The 22,506-nt window shown below is 44.7% G+C and carries 16 protein-coding genes; 6 read left to right on the forward strand and 10 right to left on the reverse strand.

Annotated elements, in window-relative coordinates; genetic code table 11:
- Positions 1 to 75: 75 nt before the first annotated feature.
- The 5 genes from ACYX4N_RS17215 to ACYX4N_RS17235 all read right to left on the reverse strand — a co-directional run bounded on the left by ACYX4N_RS17215 (position 76) and on the right by ACYX4N_RS17235 (position 7,010).
- On the reverse strand, positions 76 to 1,347 hold the full coding sequence (locus ACYX4N_RS17215; RefSeq protein WP_474808525.1) for an inorganic phosphate transporter: 1,272 nt from the start codon (positions 1,345 to 1,347) through the stop codon (positions 76 to 78).
- A 340-nt stretch (positions 1,348 to 1,687) separates the two neighbouring features.
- Positions 1,688 to 2,404: a phosphate signaling complex protein PhoU gene (gene phoU, locus ACYX4N_RS17220; protein WP_476054905.1), complete on the reverse strand. Its 717-nt coding sequence runs from the start codon at positions 2,402 to 2,404 to the stop codon at positions 1,688 to 1,690.
- Positions 2,405 to 2,458: 54 nt separating this feature from the next.
- On the reverse strand, positions 2,459 to 3,265 hold the full coding sequence (gene pstB, locus ACYX4N_RS17225) for a phosphate ABC transporter ATP-binding protein PstB (RefSeq protein WP_476054907.1): 807 nt from the start codon (positions 3,263 to 3,265) through the stop codon (positions 2,459 to 2,461).
- 15 nt (positions 3,266 to 3,280) lie between these two features.
- Positions 3,281 to 4,840 carry a phosphate ABC transporter permease PstA gene (pstA, locus tag ACYX4N_RS17230; protein WP_476054908.1) on the reverse strand — a complete coding sequence of 520 codons (1,560 nt, stop codon included), beginning with the start codon at positions 4,838 to 4,840 and terminating at the stop codon, positions 3,281 to 3,283.
- Entirely contained in the window at positions 4,833 to 7,010 is a 2,178-nt protein-coding gene (locus ACYX4N_RS17235; protein WP_476054909.1) for an ABC transporter permease subunit, read from the reverse strand. Before ACYX4N_RS17235 ends, pstA begins: the two co-directional genes overlap by 8 nt.
- Before the next feature lie 209 nt (positions 7,011 to 7,219).
- Between ACYX4N_RS17235 and ACYX4N_RS17240 the strand changes: the two genes are divergently transcribed.
- The 3 genes from ACYX4N_RS17240 (at position 7,220) to ppx (ending at position 11,553) form a co-directional block, all read left to right on the forward strand.
- Positions 7,220 to 7,726: a glycine cleavage system transcriptional repressor gene (locus ACYX4N_RS17240; RefSeq protein ID WP_476054910.1), complete on the forward strand. Its 507-nt coding sequence runs from the start codon at positions 7,220 to 7,222 to the stop codon at positions 7,724 to 7,726.
- A gap of 175 nt (positions 7,727 to 7,901) precedes the next feature.
- Positions 7,902 to 9,974, forward strand: coding sequence for a polyphosphate kinase 1 (ppk1, locus tag ACYX4N_RS17245; RefSeq protein WP_476054911.1), 2,073 nt, complete (start codon positions 7,902 to 7,904; stop codon positions 9,972 to 9,974).
- A 16-nt stretch (positions 9,975 to 9,990) separates the two neighbouring features.
- Complete coding sequence (ppx, locus tag ACYX4N_RS17250; RefSeq protein ID WP_476054912.1) at positions 9,991 to 11,553, forward strand: exopolyphosphatase; 1,563 nt, start codon at positions 9,991 to 9,993, stop codon at positions 11,551 to 11,553.
- Between the two features lie 112 nt (positions 11,554 to 11,665).
- Here the strand turns inward: ppx and ACYX4N_RS17255 are convergent, their stop codons facing one another.
- Entirely contained in the window at positions 11,666 to 13,807 is a 2,142-nt protein-coding gene (locus tag ACYX4N_RS17255) for a prolyl oligopeptidase family serine peptidase (RefSeq protein ID WP_476054914.1), read from the reverse strand.
- A gap of 299 nt (positions 13,808 to 14,106) precedes the next feature.
- On the opposite strand from ACYX4N_RS17255, the gene ACYX4N_RS17260 reads away from it, so the two are divergent.
- Positions 14,107 to 14,556, forward strand: coding sequence for a hypothetical protein (locus tag ACYX4N_RS17260; RefSeq protein ID WP_476054915.1), 450 nt, complete (start codon positions 14,107 to 14,109; stop codon positions 14,554 to 14,556).
- Between the two features lie 85 nt (positions 14,557 to 14,641).
- Here the strand turns inward: ACYX4N_RS17260 and ACYX4N_RS17265 are convergent, their stop codons facing one another.
- The 4 genes from ACYX4N_RS17265 to tkt all read right to left on the reverse strand — a co-directional run bounded on the left by ACYX4N_RS17265 (position 14,642) and on the right by tkt (position 20,176).
- Positions 14,642 to 15,541: a fructose bisphosphate aldolase gene (locus tag ACYX4N_RS17265; RefSeq protein WP_476054916.1), complete on the reverse strand. Its 900-nt coding sequence runs from the start codon at positions 15,539 to 15,541 to the stop codon at positions 14,642 to 14,644.
- A gap of 321 nt (positions 15,542 to 15,862) precedes the next feature.
- The gene (locus tag ACYX4N_RS17270) at positions 15,863 to 17,038 is read right to left on the reverse strand and encodes a phosphoglycerate kinase (protein WP_348669537.1); all 1,176 of its coding nucleotides are present in this window, start codon (positions 17,036 to 17,038) and stop codon (positions 15,863 to 15,865) included.
- A 117-nt stretch (positions 17,039 to 17,155) separates the two neighbouring features.
- A complete protein-coding gene (epd, locus tag ACYX4N_RS17275) occupies positions 17,156 to 18,166 on the reverse strand; it encodes an erythrose-4-phosphate dehydrogenase (RefSeq protein ID WP_476054917.1) in 1,011 nt (336 codons plus the stop codon).
- 18 nt (positions 18,167 to 18,184) lie between these two features.
- Positions 18,185 to 20,176: a transketolase gene (tkt, locus tag ACYX4N_RS17280; RefSeq protein ID WP_476054918.1), complete on the reverse strand. Its 1,992-nt coding sequence runs from the start codon at positions 20,174 to 20,176 to the stop codon at positions 18,185 to 18,187.
- A 396-nt stretch (positions 20,177 to 20,572) separates the two neighbouring features.
- Here tkt and metK point away from each other — a divergent pair, with 396 nt between their 5' ends.
- Positions 20,573 to 21,718 (forward strand): methionine adenosyltransferase, encoded by a 1,146-nt coding sequence (metK, locus tag ACYX4N_RS17285; RefSeq protein WP_014948382.1) that lies wholly within the window; start codon positions 20,573 to 20,575, stop codon positions 21,716 to 21,718.
- A gap of 243 nt (positions 21,719 to 21,961) precedes the next feature.
- On the forward strand, positions 21,962 to 22,432 hold the full coding sequence (locus tag ACYX4N_RS17290) for a hypothetical protein (RefSeq protein WP_474853766.1): 471 nt from the start codon (positions 21,962 to 21,964) through the stop codon (positions 22,430 to 22,432).
- Positions 22,433 to 22,506 lie beyond the last annotated feature (74 nt).

The following is a 22,506-nucleotide window of genomic DNA, read 5'->3' on the forward strand; positions in this document are numbered from 1 at the left end:
TACGCTGACTCAAACTAAAAGGCCGCGCTTCGACAGAAGCGCGGCCTTTTTGCATATAACAATAAGGTAAGCTTACTAAGCTACGCCAAATGCTGCCTTCAGTATAAAGAAGAAAACAATTGAAAGCAGTGCACCTGCTGGCAAGGTCACAATCCAAGACACAACGATATTTCTAACAATACCTAAGTTAAGCGCTGAAACACCACGTGCCAAACCTACACCTAAAACTGCACCCACTAACGTTTGCGTAGTTGAAATAGGCAAACCAGTACCTGAAGCAATAACTACCGTACACGCTGCGGCTAGTTCTGCGGCGAAGCCACGGCTTGGCGTTAAATGTGTAATGCCTTGACCGATGGTTTTAATAACGCGATGACCAAATAAAGCGAGACCTGCAACAATACCTAAACCGCCTAGTGGTAAAATCCACCAAGCCAGTGTGGCGCTTGCGTTAATCTCACCGCCACTGGTGACAACACTTACTACAGCCGCAAGAGGACCAATTGCGTTCGCTACGTCATTAGAACCGTGGGCGAATGCCATACAACACGCAGTTACTACCATAAGCAAAGCAAATACTTTTTCAACGTTTGCTGCCTGTAAGTCTGCATCTTCAGAACCGCTGAATTTCATACGGCCTATGAACCATTTACCCAAGAAACCAAGTGCTACAGCTATCCCAATTGCTAGCAGATAACCGTTAAGAGCGCTAAGTTCCAAGCCTACGTGCTTAAGCCCCTTCTTAATAGTAACAAGCGACATCACAAAGCCCGCTAATGCCATATAAAACGGCACATAACGCTTGGCATTGGCAAACGGAGAAGCAGTTTGGAAGATGAGCTTATGAGCGCTCATAAAGATAAGGTAAGCAATGATGCCCGATATAGCCGGTGTTACTACCCAACTACCTACAATACCACCCACTTTATCCCACGCTACTGCGTCCATACTGACGCCAGTTGCCGTAAAGCCGATGATTGCACCAATAATAGAGTGCGTTGTAGATACAGGCCATCCCAACCAAGACGCTACCGCTAGCCATATTCCAGCCGCAAGTAGTGACGAGATCATACCTAATACTAGGTATTCAGGTATGTCTATAAAAAAGGTTGAGTCGATAATCCCTTTTCGAATGGTAGACGTTACTTCGCCACCTGCTAGGTAGGCGCCAGCAAACTCAAATATCATTGCAATGATAATGGCTTGTTTTATGGTTAAAGCTTTAGAACCCACTGACGTACCCATTGCGTTGGCAACGTCATTCGCTCCAATACCCCATGCCATGACGAAACCGACGCCGGCGGCAAGGATTATAAGAATTAGGCCATAACTTTCAAAAAATTCCACGGATAATCGCTCCCGATCTAAACGCGATTTAGGCTGGACGCTACTTGAGTAAGTAGCATGATCTCTTCACCCCAAGGGTTAGAGAAAGAAGTTAAAGACAAATTGTGTTTTATCATAAAGTTCGATTAAATTTTGCACGATCTGTTCTTGGCTGCGGCGCATGATAACGTAATCGTCATAGAAGCCATAGCGAAAATCACTGAAAAACGATAAAAGTATACGGAATTATTTGAATGCGATGATAAATCCATCAAATATTGCAGTTTTATGACAAATAAATTTCGCAAATATTCATATTTATACACTGATACGCAAAATAACACTGACCATTTGGACAGGATTACGTCAAATCTTCCAGTTTTTGCTGCATATTTTCCAGCGGCGTATGTCTTACATCTGTACCGCGAGTAAGATAAACCACATACTCACACACGTTTTTGCATCTATCACCAATACGTTCCAACGAGCGCATTGCCCACAATACATCTAGCCAATCCTGCATATCGTCGGTGCTTTTTTGCATTTCTGAAGTGGTGTACGACAGTAACCGTTTGTATTCACTGTCAATGCGATTGTCTTGGTCGTACACTTCTAATGCAGCAGCTTCATCCTGACGGGCAAAGGCGTCGAACGTGCCACGCATCATAGCAGCTACCCTTTCACCAATAAGCAACATGCTGCTTTTAATTGTATCTGAGCTTGGCAGCTTATTGCGCGTTACTAATTTGGCAATACGTTCAATCTCATCACCCATTCGCTCTATATCGGTAATGGCTTTTGAAATAGTCATAATTAAACGCAGGTCGCTGGCGGTAGGATGACGTTTTGCAATAATACGCAGGCATTCTTCGTCAATTTGAATTTCCATGGAGTTAATTTTTAAGTCATTCAGCACCACTTTCTCAGCCAGTGCGGCATGGTTGTGCTTTACCGCTCTTAACGTATCAACCAGCTGCTGTTCAACTTCACCGCCCATGGTCAATACCGAGTTACGCAAGTTTTCCAACTCGATATTAAACGTACCCGAGATGTGCGTATTTAGGGCTACTTGACGCATGGTGAATTCTCCTCGCGGCATAATTCAAAATTAGGACACCCGTTCACTGATACTTTATCCATATCGCCCCGTTATATAATCTTCGGTTTGCTTTTTATCAGGCATGGTAAAGAGTTTGTCACTGTCGGCATACTCTATCAGCCTCCCCTGATGGAAAAAGGCAGTATAGTCGCTTACCCGCGCTGCTTGTTGCATGTTATGCGTCACAATAATAATGGTGCACTGCTTTTTTAGCGAATCCATCAGTTCTTCGATAAAGAGTGTGGTTAAAGGGTCAAGCGCTGACGTGGGCTCATCTAACAGAAGTATGTCAGGTTTTAACGCCAACGCTCTGGCAATCACTAAACGCTGCTGCTGTCCACCGGATAGAACATGGGCAGACTCAAATAGGCGATCTTTTACCTCATCCCACAATGCAGCTTGTTTTAATGCGCCTTCAACGGCATCGTCTAAGTGTCGGCGAACCTTAACCCCTTGAAGCTTGAGCCCGTAACACACGTTTTCATAAATGCTCATCGGGAATGGATTCGGGCGCTGAAATACCATACCTACATTAGATCTAAGGCGTGATACGTTTACTTTACGGCTATTGATATTTCGACCGTCTATTATGATCTCGCCTTCATACTTACAGCCATCATACAAGTCGTTAAGGCGATTAAAACAACTTATTAGGGTTGATTTGCCGCAACCACTTTGACCAATTAACGCCGTAATTTTGTTTTTGGGTATTCGCATGCTGATGTCATTTAACACATGCTTATTACCAAACCATAAATTAAGGTTTTTCACCTCAACTGCAGTTTGTGCTTCACTAATATCATTAACGTTTAGCGTATTGTGTTCAAACAACTTCAACATGTTATAAAACCTGTATTATCCTTTGATGTAGCGTTTGCGCAGGCGCGCTCTAAGTACCACTGCCAGTATGTTTAATACAAAGACCACGACGAGTAAAAGCAAGCAGGCAGCAAACATCATACTTGCACTTTTCCCATCGGTCTGGCTGTGGAAAGCACCGTCATAAATAAGCACGCCCAAATGCATAAACTGTCTATCAAGGTGAAGATAAGGAAATTCACCGTCTATGGGCAGCGTTGGCGCAAACTTAACCGCCCCTACAAGCATTAAAGGAGCAACTTCTCCTGCTGCCCTTGCAATAGCTAAAATTACGCCAGTCATAATGCCAGGAGACGCAATAGGCAAAACGGTACGCACTATGGTTTCAATTTTAGTTGCACCTAATGCGTAGCTGCCTGCTTTCAACCCTTCTGGTACACGGCGCAAGCCTTCTTCTGTAGCAACAATAACCACAGGCAAAGTCAAAATTGCCATGGTCAACGCCGCCCAAAACACACCTGGACTGCCCATGGTTGGCGCGGGTAGTGTTTCGCTAAACAATAGCTCATCAATACTGCCACCTAGGGTATAAACGAAGAAACCAAGTCCGAATACCCCGTATACTATCGAAGGTACCCCCGCCATATTACTTACGCTCACACGAATAATGGTAGTTAGCGCGGTATTGGGCGCATACTCACTTAGGTAAATAGCGGCTAGCACCCCAAAAGGCGTTACAATTATGGTCATTAAAAAAACCATGAGGACAGTGCCAAACAAGGCGGGGAATACGCCGCCAGAAGTATTAGCTTGCTTAGGGGAATCAGTAAGAAACACGCCAATTTCTGAAAACACTACCTGCCATTTTTCGAATGTACTCAAACGGCTTACGAAATCCACATCTTGAATGCTTGAAATGGGGATAACAAAGGGCGCACCGTCTGCAAAACTCACCAGCAAGTTATATTCAGCCCGTGTTTTTTCCAGCGCCTCTACTCGTTTTTGGTACTCGTTAAATGAAGCAACTAAGCGCTCTCTTGCCGGCGCATCTTCCACTACGTTACGTTTATCAAATTGCGACAGCGCTTCGTGTATAGGCGCAAGGTGACGGGTATTGAGCGCTTCAATTTGTGCACTAATCTGTGCTACTTCTTCTATTACTGCATCAATATTATCTAGGGTTTGCGGTGGCTTAGACGGTACAACGATATACTCAGGTAGCGCTAAAATACGCCTACCATCTATCAGCTTAATTTCAGCGCTCTCTTTCGCAAGTCGCGTATCTTTTACTTGTCGGCGGGATAACTGAATTTGAAAACCATAAGGATGCTGAGCATCCGAATACTTAAGGGTAATGTCGTTATTTGATGGCTCATCAAAGAGGTTCGCAAGTACTGAGAACGTGGAGCCGTCTTGATATTCGCCCTTTACCGTGTAAATAGGCTCTGGCCAAAAATAGGCGGTACCGCGAAAACTAATCAGTATAAGTACACTTACGAGCGCGATCAGCAATAGACTAGTGAAAAAGGCGGTTAAACTAATGACTAGCGATTGACGTTGGACTGGATTTAATCCAAAAGATGCTTGATTAGCCATAATTCGCCCTTCTTCTTATACGCTGTCGCAATAGCTCTGCTATGGTATTTACTACGAAGGTAAACACAAACAAAATGCACGCCGTGAAGAATAAAATTTGGTAATGCGCTGATGAAACATCAGCTTCAGGAAGTTCAATTGCCAAGTTAGCAGTGAGTGCTCGCAAACCTTCTATGAGCCCCCAGCTGGAGATTGGCGTATTCCCCGTTACCATAAGTACTATCATAGTTTCGCCAAACGCGCGCCCGAAGCCTAACATTATTGCGGCAACAATACCTGGTAGGGCAACATGTAGCACAACATACAGCAAAGTTTGTAGCCGGGTCGCTCCCAATGCGAATGAAGCATGTTTTAAGTCGTTAGGCACACCATTGATGGCATCTTCAGCTAGCGAGTAAATACTGGGTGAAATAGCTACCCCCAACGCTAGGGCTACCACTATGGTCGTTTTTCCAATAGGACTATCTGATTCCGCCGCTAGCAACGTAAACCCATCAATCCCCATCAGCGAGAAGATGAGCGATGGCGCATATTCCACACTGACATAACCTAAAAGAAACACGCCACCAACTGCAAAGAATAGCTCCGCACCATTCCTTAACTTCTTAGGTAAATACTCCGCTACGGGGCGCTGCACCAAAGCAACTGCGATAAGCACAAAGGGAATAACAATCAGAAAAAAACCAAAAGAAAACAAAAACTGTTCAGCCTTTGGCGATAACCAAATGGCCGCAATGAAACCAATAAGAACACTGGGAATAGCTTCAAGCAGCTCGATGGCAGGTTTAACAATGTTGCGCAATCGGTTTTTAGCGAAAAACGCGGTGTAAATTGCAGCGCCGATAGCAACAGGTATAGCTATAAGCAGCGCTAAAAGAGACGCTTTGATACTGCCTATTAAAAGTGGGGTTAAGCTGAATTTTGCCTCTTGAAAGTCAGAGGCACTGGTAGTTTGCCATACAGTTTCTTCCGTTTCATATCCCTCATAGTGCTGAGGTTCAAAAAGCGATGCCCACGTAGTAATACCACTTAAATGCTTGCCCTCCCACACCGACAAGATGTTGTCAGAGTAGCTGTAAAGCTTATTCCCATACCAAATGATATTATTAGCGGCCCGTTCTATTTTTTGAGAAGCCACCACATCGCCAGATACCCGATTTACTAGCAATACACGTGCTTTGTCAGTCAGCACGGCCACTAAGTTCATACTGGCATGTTCTGTCACCGCTTTCACTTTTTCACCTGGAACCGCTATCTGATAAGTCTGCTCAAAGGTGAGACCTTTTTCACTTTTACTGAGCACCCAGCGGGTGAATGTTTGATTTTCTGAGTTCATTAGAAAGAAGGTGCGGTCTTTGGCTAGAGGAAAAATAATCTTTTCATCTAATGACGCAGAGATGCCACCGGCTATGGGAAGTAGTAAAGTGCCTTTATCATCAAGTCTGTTAAGGTAAAGGGCGTCATCTACTTGAAGCAACACACTCTCGCTGCCAGGTAGCAACACTAGCCTGTCTATATTATGAAATCGTTTATCTACCACCTGCGTAGGGCGATGCCGATTAACCCAACGGATGAAAAAGCTGTCGTCTTGAGCGATAGAGGCTACAGCCCACTTAGAAGACAGTGCTATGTTCCAGCTACTGCGTTTATCCCACTCATCTTTGGGAAGCGCGAACGTAATGCTGTTCGACAGGGCTGTTTGTGGAGCGTTAGCGGCGATATCCACTTCGCTACTGCCTGTCAGATTAAAAGACCTTACCGGTAAGACCCGTACCTGCGCATTGGGCGAAACGTCGACAATATAGTTCTCCCCCATCACGCTGTGAGCCGACAATCTGTGCTCGCATGGACGAATATATTCGTGGTTACTTACCAGCTCTTTGCCTTGGAGCAATTTAAGACCTAATCGACAGTCTGATTTTCTAACCAGCATAGGCTGGCTATTGATAATGTCACCTGCACTTATCACCTTTTCATTGTCTGGTGTTTCAACACTAAACTGATGATGTAAGGTAGGAGTGTAAGCTAGGGGAAGCGCTTGGCTAATGAGATGGGTAATAAGAATAACCAGGGTCAACAAAACAAGGCCGCCAAAGCCCGTCACTACATAGCGCGACCAACTATCTCTACGCTGGCGTTTTTTGTTTGTGCTGTTGCTGTCGAAAGTCATGGGGCTGTTTAGTCATTTTTATTTTCGAAATTCTTCTTTTTTAAGAAGAATAACCCTAAATTGCACTGGTGAGCAGTGTAAGTTTTGTTATGCTAATAGCAAGCAAAAGTTTATAGCATTACCTTCGCGCAACCTACTCGGCGCTTATGGTATTACCCTACAGGAAGACGATCAAAGTTTTTCTCTACACGCCCAATAAGGAGCTTTGCATGCAATCACTGGTTATCAGCATTATGGGTAAAGACAAGCCTGGTTTGGTAGACGCACTCGCTAAGTGTGTATATAAGTATGAAGGCAACTGGCAAGGGTCAAGCTTTGCGCATATGGCGGGTATGTTTACTGGCTTTGTAGAAGTACATGTTGCCGATGAAAATAAGCAGGGTTTAGTAGATTCGCTAGACGCCATCAAAGACTTGTCTGTTCAATCTGTTGCTGTTGCAAGCAATCAAAATAACAACACAACTAAGTTAACCGTGGATGTAATGGGTAACGACAAGACAGGTATTGTTCAGGAGCTAACATCCGTACTTAACCAATTTAACTTAAATATTCTCACTTTTGCTTCTCATTGTGAAAGCGCGCCTAACTGGGGTAGCCTAATTTTCAAAGCAAAAGCTGAAATTGCGGTAACGGAAGACTTCGACGACGGAGCATTACAAGATGCACTAGAATCGTTAGCTAATGACTTAGTCGTAGATATTACTGCAACGCGATAAATATAGGGGCATGAGTGCGCGAGGGACTATCGCAGTGTCTCATAGTCATGCCCATAGGTAACGGAATCACCGCAACGTATTACGTAGGCTTTAGTGCCAAAATACGTGTTGTCACAGTAGTGTCACTGACTGGTGGCAGTCTTTGACCATTTTTATGAACGTGAATTGAGACATTATGGATAACGACGTTTTATATTATCCCAAAGAGCTAAGCTGGCTATCGTTTAACGAACGCGTATTGCAAGAAGCCGCGGATAAAAATAACCCTGCAATAGAACGCATTCGCTTTCTTGGTATTTACTCTAATAACCTTGATGAATTTTATCGGGTACGCGCGGCAGATGTTAAACGCCTTATCACTATCGCCCAAAATGACGGAAACGAAGAAGAAGCAGAGCGCCTCACCGAACTTATGGCGCAGATACAAAAGAAAGTAGTACAGCTTTCTGAAAAATTTGACCAAATCCATAAAGACGTAGTCAAAACCCTTGCCCGTTACAACATTCATATCCTGCGTAAAGATGACTTAGACGACTACCAAAAGCAGTGGGTACGTAATTATTTTATCAATAAAGCACTACGCCATATTGCGCCTATCCTTATTGATAAGAAAACAGATCTGCTAAGCCGCTTAAACGGAAACTCTGTCTATTTGTATGTTGCGTTACGAAGAAAAGAACGCAACCCTAAATTCGCCGTTATTCAAGTTCCCACTTCTGAAATGTCGCGCTTTATGCTGATCCCTCCGCAAAAGAGCCGTAAGAAAAAGAGCATTGTTATGCTCGATGACATGATTCAGCTGTGCATTGAGGATATTTTCCGCGGTTTTGTGAAATTTGACGAAATTGAAGCCTTTTCATTCAAAATGACCCGTGACGCAGAGTATTCGATCAACGAAGAAATTGACGAAAGCTTCGTAGAGAAAATGTCAGAAAGCATGAAGCAGCGTCTCATTGCTGAACCGGTGCGTGTTATCTACGACACTGACATGCCAGAAGATATGCAGTCAGACCTTCGCAAGCGCCTTAAAATTACCAAGCTCGATACCATGCACGCTGCTGGGCACTATCGCAACTTTAAAGACTTCATAGGTTTTCCAAATGTGGGGCGGGATTATCTCGAACACACTCCACTGCCGGCCATCGACAGCAAAGCGTTCTCTCTATACAACACGGTATTTGATGCGATAACAGCACGAGACATACTACTATACTACCCATATCACCGCTTCCTGCACTTCACCGAATTCGTTCGACAGGCGGCTTTCGACCCAAATGTAAAAACTATACGCATCAATATTTATCGAGTGGCGAGTAACTCCCGCATAATAAACTCGTTAATTGACGCGGTAGATAACGGAAAAAAAGTTACGGTTGTCGTAGAGCTTCGCGCACGTTTTGACGAAGAAGCCAACATAGAATGGTCTAAGCGCATGACAGATGCGGGCATTCGTGTAGTGCTTGGTGTGCCCACCCTAAAAATTCACTCTAAGCTGTGTATTGTAACCCGCGAAGAACGGGGCAGTTTGGTGAATTATGCCCATTTCGGTACAGGTAACTTCAACGAGAAAACCGCGAAAATTTATACCGACTACAGCTTATTCACCCGCAATCAAGAATTGGCCAATGAAGGGGTAGCGGTATTCGATCTTATTCAATACCCTTATAGACGTTATAAATTCCAGCACCTACAAATATCGCCGTTAAACGCGAGAACCAAAATTCAGTCGCTAATTCGCCAAGAAATTCAGCACCTAAACCAAGGTCAAAAGGCTCAAATCACCTTCAAGATTAACAACCTTGTTGATAAAGAACTGATTGATGATTTGTACCGAGCCAGCCAGGCTGGCGTCAAGATCCGCGGAATAGTCCGTGGTATGTGCTCGCTTAACCCTGGGATAAAAGGAATAAGCGAAAACATCGAAATCATTTCTATTGTTGATAGGTTCCTCGAACATCCTCGCGTAATGATTTTTGAAGGCGGCGGCGAGAGAAAAGTGTATATTTCATCTGCTGATTGGATGACCCGAAACATGGACAACCGCATAGAAGTAGGCTGCCCGGTTTACGATAAAGGTCTTCAACAGCGCATTGTTGATATAATGGAACTACAATTTAAAGATACCCTGAAAGCTCGAGTAATTGACAAGGATCAGAGCAACAAGTACGTTGCGAGGGGAAATCGTAAAAAACTTCGCTCGCAAATAGAAATATACGACTATTTGAAGAAGCAAGAAGACACTATGTAGGATATAAGATTAGTACATGACCCAGCACGAATCAGTTTTTAATGACGTGGAAACCCGCGAAGTCAGTAAAGTCGCAGCACTCGATATTGGCTCGAATAGTTTTCACTTAGTAGTAGCACGTATTGTTGCTGGGTCTGTGCAAATTCTGCATAGAGTTAAACAAAAAGTTCGCTTGGCCGAAGGGCTTAACGAAGACGACGTATTGTCTGATGAGGCAATGGAGCGCGGGCTATCTATGCTTAAGGTAGTAGCAGAAAGCCTTAAAGGGTTTGAGCCTGATTCAGTTAGAATCGTTGCCACTCATACGCTGCGCAAGGCCCGTAACGCACGAGACTTTATCAGCGCAGCAAGAGACATCCTTCCCTACCCTATAGAAGTGATTTCAGGCGTAGAAGAAGCGCGTCTTATTTACTCTGGCGTTGCCCATACTAATCACGCAGACGGTCAACAACTGGTTGTTGATATTGGCGGTGGTTCAACAGAATTTGTTATTGGCGAAGGGTTTACCCCTTTGCTTTGCCGCAGCCTTCAAATGGGGTGTGTTAGCTATACCAAACGGTTTTTCCCTGACGGTGAGCTAAAGTCCAAAGCGTTCAATCGCGCCATAACTGCTGCGCAGCAAGAACTTGAGTTAATTGACAATAAGTATCGCAGACTTGGCTGGGTCCAATGTATTGGTACGTCAGGTACCATCCGCTCTCTGTTCACTCTTTGTCAGCAAGACAGGCCCAATGGCCACGATATCCCGGTAACGCTTAAAAGTTTACGCAATTTGATGAAGCAGTTCATAAGCGCAGGCCATATCGACAAATTAAGTTATGCAGATTTAAGTGAAGACCGTCGTGTTGTTATTGCAGGCGGTCTCGCTATTCTTATTGCTGTTTTCAGAGCGCTAGAAATTGAAGGCTTGGTTTACTCGCCTGCCGCCTTGCGTGAAGGCGTACTTTATCAGATGGAAGATGAGTTACATCACGCTGATATTAGAGGCAGAACCGCGAGCAGTTTGGCCACCCGCTACGATGTAGATACGTCACAAGCAACCATGGTGCTTAATACAACGCTGTCACTTTTCAATGATGTTGAAAAAGAATGGAAACTTAAAGGGCGTGATTTTAAAAGTATGCTGGGTTGGGCTGCTTTACTTCATGAAGTAGGCATGCAAATTAACTCTCGGGGTATTCAAAAACACAGCGCCTATATTCTTGGCAACGTGGACATGCCTGGATTTACGCAGGAACAACAGTTACTGCTAGCTACACTCGTGCGTTTTCACAGAAAGAAAATTCGAACCAATGAACTCCCCACGTTCAACCTTTTTGATGAGCAGTCGGTAAAGCATTTAATTGCACTACTGCGTTTGGGTGTGCTGCTTAATATTAAACGCCAAGAGGGTTTTGTACCTGATCTCGTTGTTAAGGTAGAAAAGAATGAACTGGCCATTACCTTTCCTGAAGGCTGGTTAGATGAAAAACCTATAATCTCTGCTGACCTACTACGTGAAAGTCACTACTGGAAATCCCTTGATTTGAAGCTTTCTGTTTTTCCTGATATCGAGCAACTTCATCCCACGATAGAATAAGAAAAACGTCAGGCTCGGATTATAAAAATGGGGCATTGAACCGATTGGATCGGAACAATAGCCCCATTTATCTCTAGCCTTGCGAAACTAACGTATCTAAACGTTGATTCAATTACTCGGCTTTGGCTTTGGTATCATCAAAGTGCGCGCTGTCGTATTTTTTGAACCACGCCAAAATGTTTTCCACTTTACCAATCATTCTAGAAGGTTTAGAGGCAATACCATGAGGTGAGCCGGGTACTTTCACGAGTACACTATCAACCTTTTGAAGTTTTAACGCTTGATAGAACTGCTCAGTTTCAGACATTGGCGTGCGTTTATCTTCCATTCCAGTAATCAACATGGTGGGGGTAGTTACATTGCCCACGAGCGATAATGGCGAGCGCTTCCAATAGTGCTCTACATTATCCCAAGGTTTACCCGGGAATTGAAAAGGTATCTGGTACAGGCCCGAATCGGCGGTTAATACCTTCGACAGCCAGTTAATAACAGGTTTAGCAACCACGGCGGCTTTAAAACGGTTTGTAAGTCCAATGGCATAGGCTGATGCAATACCACCTGCAGAGCCACCCGTTATAAATAAACGCTCTGGATCGGCAATGCCTTTTTCAATCAGCGCGTCTACTCCAGACATATGGTCGGCAAAGTCGTACTCAGAGCTATATTTCCCCTGAAGTAGCAGTGCAAAGCGCTCACCATAACCCGTACTGCCTCTGTGATTATCATAAAACACCACATATCCCTCGGCTGCCATGCGCTGTAGTTCAGCGGTAAAGACAGGGCCATAAGCGAGGTTGGGTCCACCGTGAATTTCTAAAATTAGCGGATAGGTTTTCGAGCTGTCATAGTTAGGCGGAAGAATATACCAACCTTGAATTTCTTCGCCGTCGATAGAAGATTGATAGACTATTTCCTTAACTTCACCTAATTTTTTGTGGCCTAAAACATCTTCATTAAGCGAAGTAAGCTGTCGCTCGCTTCGGGTGGTGACATATAAATCGGCGGGTCTGTCTGTACGCCCTTTAGTATAAGCCACAACATCGTTAACAGCGTGATAAGTACCAAATACGTAAGGACGCCCTAACGTGGTGCCGCCAAGCCCTCTAGCTACGGCTTTTACACTGCCAGAAAGCGATACCACATCCACCTGCGCTAAACCGCGAACCGACTGCTGAAAATAAACGTGCTTATTATCTTTCCAGTAAAAATTAGACACCGAGTTATCAATGTCTTTTGTTATGTTTCTTTGTTCAGAGCCATCGCTATTCATTACATACAAATAGCTATTTTTGTACATCACTTTTTCGTCGTCACGGTACGCATAAGCAATATGCTTTCCGTCCGGCGATACAACAGGTGACGATTCTCGCCCTTTATCCTGCGTCAATTGTTCAATATTCCCCGTCATATCAACAGAAAATATATCGGCCTCAACTGGTTCATACTCCCAGTTATCACTGCGGTTAGCAGAGAAATAGATTTTGTCACCATCGAGGGAGAAGCTTAATCGCCCATTGTGGTGATAGTTACCTGAAGTCAGCTGGCGTGCTGTGCCTCCATCGGCAGGAACGATAAAAATATGGGTATAAGCTGGCTCAAGAACACCGCGCCCATCGGCTTGATAACGCGCCTTAGTGATGTATTGGAATTTAGGCGACCACTTTGCGCCGTCCGGCTTTTTAGGCATTTTAACGTCTAGCGGCTTTTCCTTTGCATCAACGCTCATGGTGAAAGCAATGTATTTACCGTCAGGCGACCACGTAATGTTACTGGGACTTGAAGTAACGTTGGTAACTAACGCCGTTTGCCCTGTGTCCATCCAGCGCACATAAAGCTGAGGTTTGCCCTCTTCATTGGATAGATAAGCCAATCGGCTTCCATCAGGTGACCAGCGAACAGAGTAGTAATTCTTTTTTGATGAAAGTAAGGGGCGGTTTGACTTGCCATCAACCGACGCTAGCCACACATTTGCCCGGCTACTGTCTGACATAATGTCGTTTGAACGACGCACATAGGCGATATTTTTACCGTCTGGAGATATCTGAACATCACTCACGTATTCCAAATTAAAGATATCTTCCGATTTAAAATACTGGCTATCGTCTGTATCGGTAATTTCAGCTTCAGTATTGGCAAAGACTGTACTGGGTAACACCGTATTTGATAAAGCAAAGGCGCCCCCGTAAAAAAGTGCAGTTAATACTGCCTTACGCATCATTACAGACGAGCATCTGAGACTGCTATTTCTAAACATACCTCACCTTATTTTTCGTTATATGGACCCGTAAACCTTTGCGGAACACTTTAAATCAGGTCCTCTCTTTTTGCTTTCTGGCGTAATCACTTTTGCGTGATGTTAGTGTTATTCCAGTATTACTGAATAAATATTCTCAATAAAGAGTAAACGCTGAACGCCCTCAACAAGACGACTAAGCGCAAACTAATAGACCTAACACCACAAATATTACATGTTAGTACATTTGTTAGCCTTATGGTTAGTTGCAGATAAACGTCAGAATGCTAACGTTTATACATGGCAAAAAGGTATTAACCATGAATAATCCACACGGTGAATTTAAAAGTAAAGCGAACGGTCAGTTACTGATGTTCGCGGCGCGCGGTCCATGGAATGATGAAACCATGAGAAATGGCATGATTAAGATGTCGTCCGATATCTCTACATTCGAACAAGGTAGACCATGGATACAGTTAAGTTGTCTTTATGGTGAAAGCCTGATGCCTCCCTCCACCTTTGATATTTTTGTAAAGCAAACACGCGTAAGGAAAGCCCGCGGCCTGTCATTTCTTGCTGTGGTGATATTAGATACCGATATTATGCTGACAACTAAGCAACAGATCTCTCAGTGTTATGACGCTGCTGAGGTTCCTTATTGCTTTTATGATTCTGTGGAAGATGCTTTACAAGCGCTAACGAAAATGGACTATGACTTTGGTAATAAAGACGCTGAACGCTTTTTTACCAAGTTTGACTTTACCCGCTAAAAAATCAGCAAAACAGTGAATAAATAGAAAGAGCGCCAGTGGCGCTCTTACAACTTTATAATGAAGATTGTACCAATGCTTTTTGTTACGCTTTAGAAGCTTGGTAAATACCTTCAATCGCTTTATCTAGTGTTGCTTCAAACTCTTCTTGAGATTGCTGTGCAGATACGCCTTCGGTCAATGCGCGAGAGAAGCTCGCAATCATGCCTTGGTTTTCTGTTAGTTTTGCGTTTGCATCGTCACGGCTGTAGCCACCAGAAAGTGCAACCACTTTAAGTACGCGAGGGTGATCAACAAGCTCTTTATAAAAGTTGGCTTCGGTTGGTAGCGTTAGCTTAAGCATCACTTCCTCACCTTCGCTAAGAAGATTAAGCTGGGTTAGGATCTCTAACTTAAGTAGCGCTTCAGCTTCTGCTTTTTGCGGGCTGTGTATATCAACCTCTGGCTCGATAATTGGAACTAGGCCAGCAGCTAAAATTTGCTTACCAATTTCAAACTGCTGAGCAACGACATCTTTAATACCTTGATGATTCGCAAGCTTTACAACACTGCGCATCTTAGTGCCAAATACGTCTTGTGCTACCGCTTTAGCAAGCAGTGCATCAAGCCCAGGCATAGGCTTCATCACTTGAACGCCATTGCTCTCTTCAGCCAATCCTTTATCAACTTTTAGGAAAGGAATAACACGCTTTTTCTGCCACAAGAAGTGCGCAGTAGACATGCCTTCAATTTCTCTATCAAGGGTGTTTTCAAATAAGATTGCGCCAATAACGCGCTCGCCGCTAAAAGGGGTGCTGGTGATAATGCGTGTACGCATTTCGTGAACTAGATTAAACATCTCTTCGTCTGAGCTGTATTCAGACTCTTCAATGCCATATAAGCGTAACGCTTTCGGTGTACTACCGCCGCTTTGATCTAACGCTGCAATAAAACCGGTTTGTGTTTTCAGTTTATCCAACATTGCCTGCTGAGCTTGTGATGCCATTGCAACACTCCTTTTGTATATTACTGCCTTAATAGACAGGTGTAGGGTTTATTGTTATACCAATTCTATTAAAGATCTGTTTGTCTCAGACTCGGCACGCCGACACCTTAAGTAAACACATCTGTAATAAGATTGGTATTTATGCCTGCGTACTTCACTGTTTCGCAGGTGTAATCGTTTCCGATTATAGGGTCACGCTCAAAAATGCTGTTACTGAGCGTGACGCATGTTGGGGCAACTTTGCACTAGGCCTTAGCTTTAATGAGCTTCTATGAACTCTTATTCGCTATAGCACGCTGCTTTCATGTGCAGCGCTTTGGCTTATTTGTTTTTTTCTTCTAGTACTGCTACCGCTGGTAGTGTTTTACCTTCCAAGAATTCAAGGAACGCGCCACCACCTGTCGAAATATAAGAAACCTTATCGGCAATTCCGTATTTATCAACCGCTGCTAGTGTATCACCACCACCTGCGATTGAGAATGCGTCGCTTGCTGCAATCGCTTCTGAAAGCGCTTTCGTACCTGCACTGAACTGTTCAAATTCAAAAACGCCTACAGGGCCATTCCAAACAATGGTGCCCGCATTCTTAATAATATCTTCTAACGCTTTTGACGAGTCTGGACCGATATCAAAAATCATATCGTCGTCTGCAACGTCACTGACTACTTTAAGCGTCGCTTCTGTGTTTTCATCAAACGCTTTGCCCACTACTACGTCAGTCGGCACTGGAATATTACCGCCATTTGCTTGTGCTTCATTCATAAGCTGCGTAGCTTGCTCAGTTAAGTCCATTTCCACCAGCGACTTACCTACATTGTGTCCTTGCGCCGCAATAAAAGTATTAGCAATACCACCGCCAACAATTAACTGGTCAACTTTTTCAGCTAGTGTTTTTAATACGGTTAGCTTGGTCGATACTTTTGAACCACCAACAATAGCAACCATTGGGCGCTTAGGGTTGTCCAGCGCTTTACCCAGTGCATCTAATTCGGCAGCAAGTAATGGGCCAGCACAGGCTTTTGGCGCGAATTTAGCAACGCCATGTGTAGACGCTTGTGCACGGTGAGCGGTGCCAAAGGCATCCATAACGAAAATATCGCAAAGTGCTGCATACTGTTTCGCTAACGTCTCGTCGTCTTTCTTTTCGCCGTTATTAAAACGTACGTTTTCAAGGATAACCAATTCGCCTTCGCTAAGCTCAACACCGTCTAGGTAGTCTTTAACAAGCTTAACCGGTACGTCTAGGGCATCATTAAGGTAATCAACAACAGGTTGAAGAGAAAACTCATCGGCAGGCTCGCCTTCAGTAGGACGGCCAAGGTGAGACATCACCATAACTGCTGCACCAGCGTCTAGGGCTGCTTTAATCGTAGGAATAGATGCTTTGATACGCGCATCTGAAGTTACTTTGCCGTCTTTTACCGGCACATTTAAGTCTTGTCTAATTAGTACGCGTTGACCATTTAGGGCCATATCGCTCATGCTTGGAATTGCCATCGTCTTTCCTATGTTAATTTAAATTCAATAGAGCGTGTTTTAACAAGTCAAACACGCTCAAATTAACTGTGAAAGCTGCGCGGGCTGGTGCCACCAACCCTTGGCAGCATCAATGCTTTATTTTGCGTCGAACATCACTTTAGCGGTATCGAGCATACGGTTTGCAAAACCCCATTCGTTGTCACACCACACCAGTGTTTTAACCAGCTGTTTGTGACTGACTCTTGTTTGTGTGCCATCTACAATACACGAGTGAGGGTCGTGATTGAAATCTACTGACACCAAAGGCTCTTCGGTGTAGTCCAAAATGCCCTGTAAACGCCCCGCTTTTGCGTTGCGAAGGGCTTGATTTACTTGCTCAATAGTTACCTTAGACTGAAGCGTTACACTTAAATCCATGGCAGTAACATTGATAGTAGGCACACGAACCGCAATAGCTTCAAACTTGCCCGCAAACTTAGGCAGAATACGCTCTATACCGGCAGCGAGGCGGGTATCAACGGGAATAATCGACTGACTCGCGGCGCGGGTTCTGCGCAAATCTTCGTGATAAGCGTCGATAACTTGCTGATCGTGCATAGACGCGTGAATGGTTGTGATCGTACCACTTTCAACACCGAACGCAGCGTCTAGCGCTTGAATAACCGGAACAATGCAGTTTGTGGTACAAGAGCCGTTAGAGACTAATTTTTGTTCACTGGTCAACGTGTCTTCGTTGGTTCCGAAAATGACCGTATTGTCTAAATCTGGTGACCCGGGTGACGAGAAAAGCACTTTGCCAGCGCCCGCATTTAAATGTGCTTGCCCCGACGCTCTGTCATCAAACTTGCCCGTACACTCAAGCACAATATCAACGCCCAAGTCTTTCCAGGGTAGGTCTTTAATATCGCTTATCGCGAGCAGTGTAATATCGTCACCTGCGACATTAAGCGTATTGTTTTCTAAGGCCACATCAAAACGGAACCGCCCGTGGGCGGTATCGTATTTAAGTAAATGTGCAATGCCTTCGGGTTTAGCAATGTCGTTAATGGCCACCACGTTAAATTCGTTGTTGCGCCCGCTTTCATACAGCGCGCGCAACACGTTACGACCAATACGACCAAACCCATTTATGGCAATATTTACCATAGGCTTATCTATTACCTCTTACAGAGACAGTGCAGCCTCTACTACAGCGTCAGTGGTAATGTTGAAGTGCTTAAATAGGTCGCCAGCAGGCGCAGACTCACCAAAGGTGTCCATGCCCACGATAGCGCCATTAAAGCCAACGTACTTGTACCAGCTATCTTTAGACAGCGCTTCAACCGCTACGCGTTTAACAACGCTAGAAGGCAGTACGCTTTCACGGTAATCAGCAGATTGACGGTCGAATACGTCAGTTGATGGCATAGACACTACGCGAACGGCTTTGCCTTGCTCGGTTAGTTTTTCTGCTGCTTCAACGGCTAGCTGAACCTCAGAACCAGTACCAATAAGAATAAGCTCTGGTGTACCTTCACAGTCTTTAAGTACGTAACCGCCTTTCGCGATATCAGCAACTTGTTGAGCGGTTCTTTCTTGCTGCGCTAAGCCTTGACGTGTGAAGATTAGCGTTGTTGGGCCGTCAGTGCGCTCAATAGCAGACTTCCACGACACAGCAGACTCAACCTGATCACAAGGACGCCAGTTATCAAGGTTAGGCGTTGCACGTAGCGCAACCACCTGCTCTACCGGCTGGTGCGTTGGACCGTCTTCACCTAGACCGATTGAATCGTGGGTGTAAACGAAAATTGCAGGCTGCTTCATTAATGCCGCCATGCGTACCGCATTACGTGCATATTCCATAAACATTAGGAAGGTTGCACCGTATGCCTTAAAGCCACCGTGAAGAGCAATACCATTCATCATGGCCGACATACCAAATTCACGTACACCGTAGTAAATGTAGTTACCTGATGCATCGTTTGCTTCAACGCCTTTGCTACCTTCCCAAATGGTAAGGTTAGAACCAGCAAGGTCGGCAGAGCCGCCTAATAGCTCAGGAAGTAACGGACCAAACGCGTTTAATGCATTTTGCGACGCTTTACGTGAAGCAATGTTTTGTGGGTTAGCTTGAAGCTCAGCGATGATAGCATCTGCTTTGTCGCTGAAATCTGCTGGCAGCTCGCCATTTACGCGGCGTTTAAATTCTGCTGCAAGCTCTGGGTAGGCGGCTTCGTATGCAGCGAAAGCGTCGTTCCACGCGCTTTCCGCTTTTGAGCCTTTCTCTTTGCCATCCCAGCCCGCGTAGATATCGTCTGGAATTTCGAACGCGCCGTGGCTCCAGCCAAGTTTTTCACGTGTAGCGACAATTTCGTCATCACCTAACGGTGCACCGTGGCAAGACTCAGTACCTTCTTTATTAGGCGAGCCGAAACCAATGGTGGTTTTACAACAAATCAGTGTAGGCTGCGCCGTATTCGCCTGCGCCTTTTCAATGGCAGCTTTTACTTGTTCAGCATCGTGACCGTCAACGCCTTCAATCACTTCCCAGCCGTAGCTCTTAAAGCGTGCTGGAGTATCATCGGTGAACCAGCCTTCAACTTCACCATCAATTGAAATGCCGTTGTCATCCCAAAATGCGATTAACTTACCAAGGCCTAGTGTACCGGCCAGTGAACACGTCTCGTGAGAGATACCTTCCATCAAGCAGCCATCACCTAGGAACGCGTAGGTGTGGTGGTCAACGATAGTGTGACCGTCTTTGTTGAACTGTGCCGCTAACACTTTCTCAGCAAGCGCCATACCCACTGCGTTACTGATGCCCTGACCTAGCGGGCCAGTGGTGGTTTCAACGCCTGGCGCATAACCATATTCTGGATGGCCTGGCGTTTTTGAATGCAATTGACGGAAGTTCTTTAACTCTTCAATTGGCAGTTCGTAGCCTGAAAGGTGAAGAAGAGAGTACAACAGCATTGAGCCGTGACCATTTGAAAGCACAAAGCGATCGCGGTTAGCCCAAGATGGGTTTGCAGGGTTATGTGATAAGAAATCACCCCATAGTACCTGTGCGATATCAGCCATCCCCATTGGGGCACCTGGGTGACCAGATTTAGCTTGTTGAACGGCATCCATGCTTAATGCACGGATAGCATTGGCGAGTTCACGACGAGAGGGCATGTTGTCTCCTGATTTATTTTGTATCTTTTGGTACCACGGTAGTAATTGATGTGAGCACTGGGGAACATCAATTGTCTGCTCTTGCTCTACTTCTAGGCACTTTTGAATGTGAGGCTATTCTTACCCATGCCACCTTTCAGTTCAATGGATTTTCATTGCCATTATCGAAAGTAAATCCAAAAACATCAAAGAAGCTTATAAAGCCCACGGCATTACCGATAACACTTATATGTCTTTGTCTTTGTTATACATCGAAATAACCCCAAAAATGATCGGGTTATGTCAACTATTCGTAACAAAGAGACTTTTAGACGTCTAGAAGTAAAGACTGGTATTTATAACTTGTTTTAGTACAATATACGACTATTTTGATAATTTAACGCTTACGGAGCATTTATGGCCACGCATTTATTCACATCCGAGTCAGTGTCTGAAGGACATCCGGACAAAATTGCTGATCAGATCTCAGATGCGGTTCTTGACGCTATATTAGAACAAGATCCTCGCGCTCGGGTGGCCTGCGAAACGTATGTAAAAACCGGTATGGTTTTAGTAGGTGGTGAAGTAACCACTTCTGCATGGGTAGACATTGAAGAACTTACCCGAAAAACTGTTAAAGAAATTGGCTACACGCATTCAGATATGGGCTTTGACGCCGATTCATGTGCGGTACTAAACGCAATCGGTAAACAGTCTCCTGATATCAATCAAGGTGTTGACCGCGCAAGCCTAGAAGAACAAGGTGCGGGTGACCAAGGCCTGATGTTTGGTTACGCGAGCGACGAAACTGATGTATTAATGCCGGCGCCTATCACGTACTCTCACCGCCTTGTTCAAAAACAAGCGGAAGTACGTAAATCTGGCAAACTAGACTGGTTGCGCCCAGATGCGAAAAGCCAAATTACTTTTAAATACGAAAACGACAAGCCTGTAGGCATCGACGCGGTTGTACTTTCAACTCAGCACTGTGATTCAGTAAGCACTGAAACAGTACGTGAAGCGGTAATGGAAGAAATCATCAAGCCAGTACTACCAAGTGAATGGATTGATGGAAATACGCGCTTTCATATCAACCCAACAGGTCGATTCGTTATCGGTGGTCCAATGGGCGACTGTGGCTTAACAGGTCGTAAAATCATCGTAGACACTTACGGTGGTATGGCTCGTCACGGTGGTGGCGCGTTTTCTGGTAAAGATCCATCTAAAGTAGACCGCAGTGCAGCATACGCGGGTCGTTACGTTGCTAAGAACATTGTTGCCGCGGGCCTTGCTAAGCGCTGTGAAATCCAAGTGTCTTATGCAATTGGTGTGGCAGAGCCAACGTCTATCAGCATCGATACCTTTGGGACTGGCGTTGTAGATGAGAAAACACTCGTTGCATTAGTGCGCGAACACTTTGATTTGCGCCCTTACGGCCTCATCCAAATGCTAGATCTTGAGCGCCCAATTTATCGCCCAACAGCTGCATACGGTCACTTTGGTCGTGACGAATTCCCATGGGAAGCAACAGATAAAGCGGAAGCGTTAAAAGCATCGATTTAATACGATAAGCCATTAACGCTCTTTGAAAACGCCGTTAGCTTGTTACGCTTTACATTGAAGCTATGCAACCTAGCGGTGTTTTTTGTTGAGTCTTTCAGGTGAGACAAGCTAGCCCCCTAAATTAAAAACGGTAAAGCCTATTTCCATCCTTTGTTTTTGCAGCTATGCTTAAATAACGAACACACTATCGCTTGTAGTTTCTGGTTGTTTACAAGCCATGATAACAACAACTTGGGCTCTTCCATGAATGTAGTTTCTGGTACTCTTATAGCGTTCACGCTGGCTGTCTCAACAACAGCCTTACCTGTGTTCGCGAATGTAAATGATACCCTCTACAGCCCAATTCAATTTAAGAGCAAGAAGATAGCTCGGTGGCAGCTAAACAGTATGTACCGCGTTCAATCTACGACCGAAACCTACCTTTACGACAACAGTTATACCTATCCAGCGGGCTCACAAGGTATGTTTAGCGCCAGCCGGCGTTTTAACACCTGGGTGCCTCAAAAGGTTTATGCGACCTACAAAACAAACAATACCGCTTTTCAACATTATGCTGAGTGGCTTTATTTACCGCACGATGTAGGTACTTTTACGCGATTAGGCTGGCTACTTGGCCAAAGCGAAGGGTTAAACATGGCCGTAGAGATTGAGCATCGACAGGTTGGAGAAGAAGAGAATATGGCGCTTTCTTTAGGTGTTAATTACCTGTTCTAGGAATATTTCTACATTTAGCTTATCGAACGCCTCGATGCCAAAATTGAGGCACTCTGACTGTAAATGCAGTACAG

It is taken from the genome of Alteromonas sp. ABH4_452, assembly GCF_056311825.1.

What these genes read in the sequence shown, in the direction of transcription:
- pstA (WP_476054908.1), bottom strand. Translation starts at nt 4,840, where the DNA reads ATGGCTAATCAAGCATCTTTTGGATTAAATCCAGTCCAACGTCAATCG.
- ACYX4N_RS17240 (WP_476054910.1), top strand. Translation starts at nt 7,220, where the DNA reads ATGCAATCACTGGTTATCAGCATTATGGGTAAAGACAAGCCTGGTTTG.
- ACYX4N_RS17235 (WP_476054909.1), bottom strand. Translation starts at nt 7,010, where the DNA reads ATGACTTTCGACAGCAACAGCACAAACAAAAAACGCCAGCGTAGAGAT.
- pstB (WP_476054907.1), bottom strand. Translation starts at nt 3,265, where the DNA reads ATGTTGAAGTTGTTTGAACACAATACGCTAAACGTTAATGATATTAGT.
- ACYX4N_RS17270 (WP_348669537.1), bottom strand. Translation starts at nt 17,038, where the DNA reads ATGGCAATTCCAAGCATGAGCGATATGGCCCTAAATGGTCAACGCGTA.
- ACYX4N_RS17265 (WP_476054916.1), bottom strand. Translation starts at nt 15,541, where the DNA reads ATGGCATCACAAGCTCAGCAGGCAATGTTGGATAAACTGAAAACACAA.
- ACYX4N_RS17255 (WP_476054914.1), bottom strand. Translation starts at nt 13,807, where the DNA reads ATGTTTAGAAATAGCAGTCTCAGATGCTCGTCTGTAATGATGCGTAAG.
- epd (WP_476054917.1), bottom strand. Translation starts at nt 18,166, where the DNA reads ATGGTAAATATTGCCATAAATGGGTTTGGTCGTATTGGTCGTAACGTG.
- tkt (WP_476054918.1), bottom strand. Translation starts at nt 20,176, where the DNA reads ATGCCCTCTCGTCGTGAACTCGCCAATGCTATCCGTGCATTAAGCATG.
- metK (WP_014948382.1), top strand. Translation starts at nt 20,573, where the DNA reads ATGGCCACGCATTTATTCACATCCGAGTCAGTGTCTGAAGGACATCCG.
- phoU (WP_476054905.1), bottom strand. Translation starts at nt 2,404, where the DNA reads ATGCGTCAAGTAGCCCTAAATACGCACATCTCGGGTACGTTTAATATC.
- ppx (WP_476054912.1), top strand. Translation starts at nt 9,991, where the DNA reads ATGACCCAGCACGAATCAGTTTTTAATGACGTGGAAACCCGCGAAGTC.
- ppk1 (WP_476054911.1), top strand. Translation starts at nt 7,902, where the DNA reads ATGGATAACGACGTTTTATATTATCCCAAAGAGCTAAGCTGGCTATCG.
- ACYX4N_RS17260 (WP_476054915.1), top strand. Translation starts at nt 14,107, where the DNA reads ATGAATAATCCACACGGTGAATTTAAAAGTAAAGCGAACGGTCAGTTA.
- ACYX4N_RS17290 (WP_474853766.1), top strand. Translation starts at nt 21,962, where the DNA reads ATGAATGTAGTTTCTGGTACTCTTATAGCGTTCACGCTGGCTGTCTCA.